Raw genomic sequence first — 6,469 nt, 5'->3', positions numbered from 1 at the left:
GGGAGCCGCTGCCGTGCCGCGTCCAGGAGCGGCAGGTCGGACACCGTCCAGGCCTGGGCGTTCTCGCGCTGGAGCTTCGACACGTCGTCGGGACCGAGCCAGGGAGCGCACATCCGCAGATAGGCGGGTACCGACCACAGGTCTCCGACGAGGTCGGCCGCTTCGAGCAGTGGCCACGCGCGGTTGAAGGCCGTGAGCAGTTCCCTGTTCTGCCGCAGCGACTTGCGGAGCAGACCGGGCGAGACGGCGCTGTCCTGTGCCGAGGCGTCGCCGTCGTGCGCGTCCACCAGGATGGTGAGCAGCTCCTCCCAGACCTGCTCGCGCGCCTCGTTGTGCGGAGTACCGGGTTCTGCCGCTTCGAACGCCACGGCCCAGTCGCCGGCGCCCAGCCAGATGTCGGACCAGTGGGTCGTGACCGTCATTCCCTTGGCGGGCGGCTCCTCGTAGAACCTGACGGCCGTCTCGATCGCCTTCACCATGTTCACGGACGACTTCAGGCGGGCCACGTCCGGGTCGGTCTCGATCGCCGCTCCGGCTCCCTCGGCGACGAGGTCCCGCAGGGTGCAGGTCTGTACGCCCTCCTCGCCGAGGCTGGGCAGGACGTCGGCGACGTAGGCCAGGTAGGGCTGGTGCGGACCGACGAACAGTACGCCGCCACGGCGGTGACCGAGGCGCGGGTCGGAGTAGAGGAGGTAGGCGGAGCGGTGCAGAGCGACGACGGTCTTTCCCGTGCCCGGACCGCCGTCTACGACGAGAGCGCCGCGGGATCCGGCCCGGATGATGGCGTCCTGGTCGGCCTGGATGGTGGCGAGCACGTCTCGCATCCGTTCCGACCGGTTGCTGCCGAGGCTGGCGATGAAGGCGGACTGGTCGTCGAGCGCGGCGTGCCGTTCACGCCCGTCAGCGGTGAACACCTCGTCCCAGTAGTCGCTGATCCGGCCGCGGGTCCAGCGATATCTGCGGCGGCTTGCCAGTCCCATCGGATTGGCGTGCGTCGCCGCGAAGAACGGCTCCGCCGCGGGGGAGCGCCAGTCGAGCAGCAGCCGGCGGCCCGCGCTGTCGGTGAGGCCGAGCCGTCCGATGTACGCGGGCTCGGAGTCGTCCGCGCCGACGATATGTCCGAGGCAGAGGTCCAGACCGAAGCGGCGCAGGGCGCGCAGCCGGCCGGTCAGCCGGTGGATCTCGATGTCCCGGTCCATCGCCTCCCGGCCGATGCCGCCGGGCGCCCTGCGCTCGGCGTCGAGGCGGTCGGACAGCTCGGCGATCGCCTGTTCGAGGCTCTCCGCGATGGCCGCGAAGTGCTGCTCGTCGTTGGCGATCAGCAGTGGGTCGGCCTTGGCGGAGAGGCGGTCGGGAAGGTCGAACGCGCTGGTGGTCGTGGGTTTCATACCATCAGCTCCGAGCCGAGGTCGCGCCCGCGGAGCCCGACGGCGCACACACCGGCACCTCGGCCACCGGCACCTCGGCGCCGAGCGCCCACAACCGGCTCGACGTACCGCACACCCCATGAACCGACAGCAACACATGCACTTTGTGGATCTCCCGTTTCCGCAGGTCCTGGCCTCGGCCAGTGATTCTGCGCCACGACCCGGGCCTTGCCGCAAGCCCCCCGGTGCGCTATACGTTGAGAGTGGCGAGGCGTGGGTACGGGTACGTGCTGCCGCCCGGTCCGCCGATCCTACGAACCCAGCTGCCGGTAGCGCCCCTTGAAATACATCAGCGGGCCGCCCTCCGCGCTCGGCAGTTCCGCTGTCAGTACCCGGCCGATGACCAGTGTGTGGTCGCCCGCCTCCACGCGCTGTTCCGTACGGCATTCCAGAGCCGCCAGTGCGCCGCTGATCAGCGGCGCGCCGCTCACCTTTCCGCGGCGGTACGGGATGTCCTCGAAGAGCAGCCGGTCGCTGATACGGCCCTTCATCGCGAACCGGCCCGCGATGTGCCGCTGACTCTCCGTCAGTAGAGAGGCCGCCCACAAGGGCTGTTCGGCGAGCAGATCGTCCATGCGGGAGCCGTTGCGGACGCTGACCAGGACCAGCGGCGGTTCCAGGGAGACGGACATGAAGGCCGTCGCCGTCATGCCGGCGTCCTCGCCGCGCGGGCCGTCCGTGCTCAAGGGCGGTTCGTGGGCGGTCACCAGCACCACGCCCGCGGCCAGTCGTGCCAGGGCGGCGCGGAACTCGTCGTTGCTCACTCCCTCAGCATGAGGGATGGCCTCCGTAGGAGGGATCACCTCGGCGCGAGGGATGGCCTCGGTCCGGGCGGCGTGGGTCGTCTGGAACTGGGACTGGGACACGGGCGAACGCTAGCTTCCGCCGCCGCCCGTCCACATCGGGCCGACGGACCAGGACCGGTCCTAGGACCGGCCGCGCAGGGACCGCCCGGGACCCCTGGGACCGCCATCCGCAGCGGCGAGAGCGTCGTAGGATCACAAGGCACGGTCCCGGTCTCCCGGGCCCTGCGAGCGCCTCCGGAAGGCCCCGCACACCGTCCGGAATTTGCGTTCAAGAAAGCCCTGGAGCGCTCCCGTCAGGCGCTCTTCCTCCTCTTCGGATCATGTGACTTGAGTCACAGAGCACAGTATTTGCTGACCCTGTGTACCGGGCGGACAGCTCGCTGTGATTCAGTGGCGATGAGAATGCAACACGAGAGCCGATGAGAATCCTGGAGTTGCTGTCGAGGTCTCGGGGAGAGCGAGCAATGGAGACCGAGTCGGAGCCGTATGTCCGTCTTGCGACCCTGCGGCAGTTGCACCAGGCCGTCGCCGAACTCAACACCGCCCGCAGCCTGGCGGACACCCTCCAGACCGTCGCGGACGGTGTCGTCAGAGGACTCGGCTACGAGCTGGCGTGCGTCAATGTCGTCCAGGCCGACGGTGATCTCGTCGTCGCGGCCTTCGCGGGCAGCGCCGCGGCCGAGGCGCTGATCACCGGCCGGGTCGGCTCCCGGGGCTCCTGGGAGCGCCGGCTCGCGATGGGCGAGAGCTGGGGCGACCTGCGGTTCATACCGCACACCGAGGGCTGGGTGCTGCTGGAGGACGACGTGCCTCAGTGGTACACCGACGGTCCCGATCCGCGCTTCGAGGACGAGTGGCACCCGCAGGACCGCCTCTACGCGCCGATGTACGCGTCCGGCGGCGGCTGCGAGTTGCTCGGTGTCATCTCCGTCGACCGGCCGCGCGGTGGCCGCCGTCCCGGGCCCTGGGGACAGGAAGCCCTCCAGATGTACGCGTCCCAGGCCGCCATTGCGATCAGTAACGCTCGCCTGCGAGCAAATATGCAGCGCGCCCTTGTGCGGCTCGAACGTGAACAGCAGGCGCTGCGGGCCAGTGAGGAATCCTTCCGTCAGGCGTTCGAGTACGCGCCCAGCGGTATGGCCATCGCCGAGATGGGCGGCGACCAGCACGGCAGGCTGCTGCGGACCAATGACGCGCTCTGCCGGCTGCTGGGCCGCCCGGCCTCCGCGATGCGCCGCCACTCCTTCTCCGATCTGGTCCATCCCGAGGACATAGGGACGCTGCTGCGCACCTCCGCCGAGGGCGGCCGGGCCGAGCTGCGGCTCGCCCGCCGCGACGGCACGTACGTCTGGGTCTCGCTGCGTAACTCCGTCGTCGCGGACACCGCCGACGGCCCCCGGTTCCTGCTCACCCATGTCGAGGACATCGAGGAGCGCAAGAGCCGCGAGCTCCAGCTCGCCCACCGCGCCTCGCACGACTCGCTCACCGGTCTGCCGAACAGCGCGGAGCTGCGCTCCCGCCTCAGCGCCCGGCTCTGTTCGCGGCCCCATGCCCTGCGGGAGACCGCGGTCGAGGCGCTGGACGCGGCGTACGGCGGGTACGAGGGCACGGTGCTGTACGAGCCCGGATACGACGCGTACGACGGCTATGACGGGTACGACGGCTACGAGGAGCAGGCGGGCCGCGGCGGCGGCGTACGCAGCGGTGGCCGCGTCGGCGGCCCGGCCGGCGGCGGTGCCTTCGACCACCATGTGCACATGGTCGCGCCCAGCGACGACGGCGAGGCCGACGACGGTACGAAGGGCCTCGCGGTGCTCTTCTGCGACCTCGACGGTTTCAAGTCCATCAACGACCGCTTCGGCCACAACACCGGCGACGCGGTCCTGATCGAGGTCGCGCACCGGCTGACCACGGGCGTACGGGACGGCGATACGGTCGCCCGGCTCGGAGGTGACGAATTCGTCGTCCTCGCGGACGGCCTGGGAGCGGCGGACGCCGCGGATCTCGCCGTACGGCTGCGGAACGCGATCATTCCGCCGATCCGGGTCGACGGACGGGCGGTCCGGGTCGGCGCGAGCTTCGGCATCAGCTGGGCGGCCTGCGGGATGTCCGTGGAAGAGGTCCTGCAATCCGCCGACCAGCGGATGTATGTCGAGAAGCGGTCCCGCAAGACGGTCCACCGGCGGGCGGGATAGCCCTCAGTGCGTGTGTGCGTGGTGTGGTGAAGGCTGTGATGAGGGCTTGAGTGCTCCGGCGCCCGGGAGGCGTCCGGTGAGTATCCGGAGGCGTCCGTACGTATGCCGGTACGAATGCCGGTACGCAGGACCGGTGCGTAGGACAGGACAGAACAGAACAGGGCCGGATTCGGGACAGGGCTGGGACAGAGCCGCGACGCGTTGTTTACCGCGGGGGCCGCACAGTGGCAACGCACAGTCAAGGCCCGTCCAAGGGCTTGCTCATTCGAGGTAGGCTCGGCCGGTCGGCGACGCTGGCGAGATGGTAAGGAGTGACCCAGGGATGACGGCCGGGAACAACGGCGCGAGCACGCCCGAGGACGACGATCCGTTCGGCTATCTGTACGAGGACGGACAGGCGCAGGGCGGCGGTCAGCGGCGCCAGGGCGGCTACGGCTACCCCGGTCCCGGTGCGCAGCCCGGGGTGCCCAGGACTTCGTACAACCAGGTCAGAACGGTCGGCGAGCGCCAGTACGGACAGCCGCAGGTCCCGCCGCAGCAGCAGGCGCCCGCCTATGGGCAGCAGCCGCAGTACGGCCAGCAGGCCGCGTACGGCCAGGCGCCCTACGGCCAGCAGCCGAGCGCTCCGTACGCCGCGCCGGAGACCTATCCCGGCGCCTCCGCCACCCGTCAGGTGCCCGCCCAGCGCGGCAGCGGCGGCGGACGCGGCGGCCCCAACACCAGAGGCCTGCTGATCGGCGCGATCGCGGTGGTCGTGGTCGTGGTGATCGGTATCACAGCCGCGGTGCTCTCCAGCGGCGACGACGGCCAGGACAACGAGGCGACTCCGTCCGGCGGCCCGTCGGTCTCCACCTCCGAGCAGCCCGGCGACAAGCCCAGCGAGGGCGCGTCCGAGAAGCCCGCCGAGGGCATCCAGCTCCCCAAGCAGGATGCGGCGACCCTGAAGCTGGGACCGCCCGCCGCGCTGGCCACCGACATCAAGGGAGCCGAGGGCACGAACGGCTCGTATGTGACGGGCTTCAACGCCGTCGGCGCGTCCGTGACCTGGACCGCCGATATCGAGAAGGCTGGCGCGTACGCGCTGTCGGTGCGCTACGCCATCCCGGCCAAGGACGCGAACGCGACTCTGACCGTCAACGGCAAGGCGAACTCCAACCCGATCGGGCTGAAGAACTTCATCCATTCGAATGATCCGAACTGGGAGAAGAACTGGCAGACCACCTGGGCGCCGGTCGAGCTCCAGGCGGGCCAGAACACCATCAAGATCTCCTGCGAGCCGGGCAACCAGTGCGACGCCATCCTCGACTGGCTGGAAGTCACGCCGCCGAAGAACTGACCTGACCTACCACGCGTAGGAACCCCGCCACCGTCCCGGCCATCGCCTCGCGAGCCGGGACGAGGTATTTCCTGGGATCGACGGTCGACGGACGGTCCGTGAGGTACTCCCGTACGGCGCCGGTGAAGGCCGCGTTCAGGGCCGTACCGACATTGATCTTGACCATGCCGGCCGCGACCGCCCGGCGGATCTCCTCGTCGGGCACGCCGGAGGAGCCGTGCAGGACGAGCGGTACGGGCACGGCCGCGCGCAGGGCGCCGATCAGCGCGTGGTCCAGGGCCGCCGTACGCCGGGTCATCGCGTGGGAGGAACCGACCGCGACCGCCAGCGCGTCCACACCGGTCCCGGCGACATAGGCCGCCGCCTCCGCCGGATCCGTACGGACACCGGGAGCATGCGCGCCGAGGGCCGCGCCGTGCGGTGGTTCGCCGTCCTTGCCGCCCACCGCGTCCTTGCCGCCCACCGCGTCCTTGCCGCCCACCGCGCCCAGCTCGGCCTCGATCCAGACGCCATGGTCGTGGCCCAGCCGCACGGCGTCCGCCGTGGCCTTGAGGTTCTGCGCGTACGGCAGCTTCGAGGCGTCGAACATCACCGAGCTGAAACCGGCGTCGAGCGCGGCCCGCAGCAGATCCGCCGACTCGACATGGTCGAGATGGAGCGAGAGCGGTACGGAGGAGGCGCGGGCGACGGCCGCCGCGGCGGCGG

At 70.4% G+C, this 6,469-nt stretch carries 5 protein-coding genes; 2 read left to right on the top strand and 3 right to left on the bottom strand.

Annotated features, from left to right (window positions below; all coding sequences use genetic code 11):
- Both helR and GA0115259_RS19315 read right to left on the bottom strand, forming a co-directional pair.
- The coding region (gene helR / locus GA0115259_RS19320; protein ID WP_272921150.1) for an RNA polymerase recycling motor ATPase HelR at window positions 1–1,388 on the bottom strand (1,388 nt) is incomplete at its 3' end.
- Between the two features lie 290 nt (window positions 1,389–1,678).
- Window positions 1,679–2,245, bottom strand: coding sequence for a flavin reductase family protein (locus tag GA0115259_RS19315; RefSeq protein WP_370748179.1), 567 nt, complete (start codon window positions 2,243–2,245; stop codon window positions 1,679–1,681).
- Window positions 2,246–2,697: 452 nt separating this feature from the next.
- On the opposite strand from GA0115259_RS19315, the gene cdgB reads away from it, so the two are divergent.
- The gene (gene cdgB, locus GA0115259_RS19310; protein WP_093598576.1) at window positions 2,698–4,428 is read left to right on the top strand and encodes a diguanylate cyclase CdgB; all 1,731 of its coding nucleotides are present in this window, start codon (window positions 2,698–2,700) and stop codon (window positions 4,426–4,428) included.
- 322 nt (window positions 4,429–4,750) lie between these two features.
- Window positions 4,751–5,764 carry a CBM35 domain-containing protein gene (locus tag GA0115259_RS19305; RefSeq protein WP_093598572.1) on the top strand — a complete coding sequence of 338 codons (1,014 nt, stop codon included), beginning with the start codon at window positions 4,751–4,753 and terminating at the stop codon, window positions 5,762–5,764.
- Here GA0115259_RS19305 and GA0115259_RS19300 read toward each other — a convergent pair.
- On the bottom strand, window positions 5,745–6,469 hold a 725-nt coding region (locus GA0115259_RS19300), incomplete at its 5' end, for a class II fructose-bisphosphate aldolase (protein ID WP_093598569.1). The two genes, GA0115259_RS19305 and GA0115259_RS19300, sit on opposite strands and share 20 nt — an antisense overlap.

It is taken from the genome of Streptomyces sp. MnatMP-M17 (assembly GCF_900091995.1).
GTDB lineage: Bacteria > Actinomycetota > Actinomycetes > Streptomycetales > Streptomycetaceae > Streptomyces.
The sequence above is the reverse complement of the archived record's forward strand: the minus strand, read 5'-3'. Positions and strand labels throughout refer to the sequence as shown.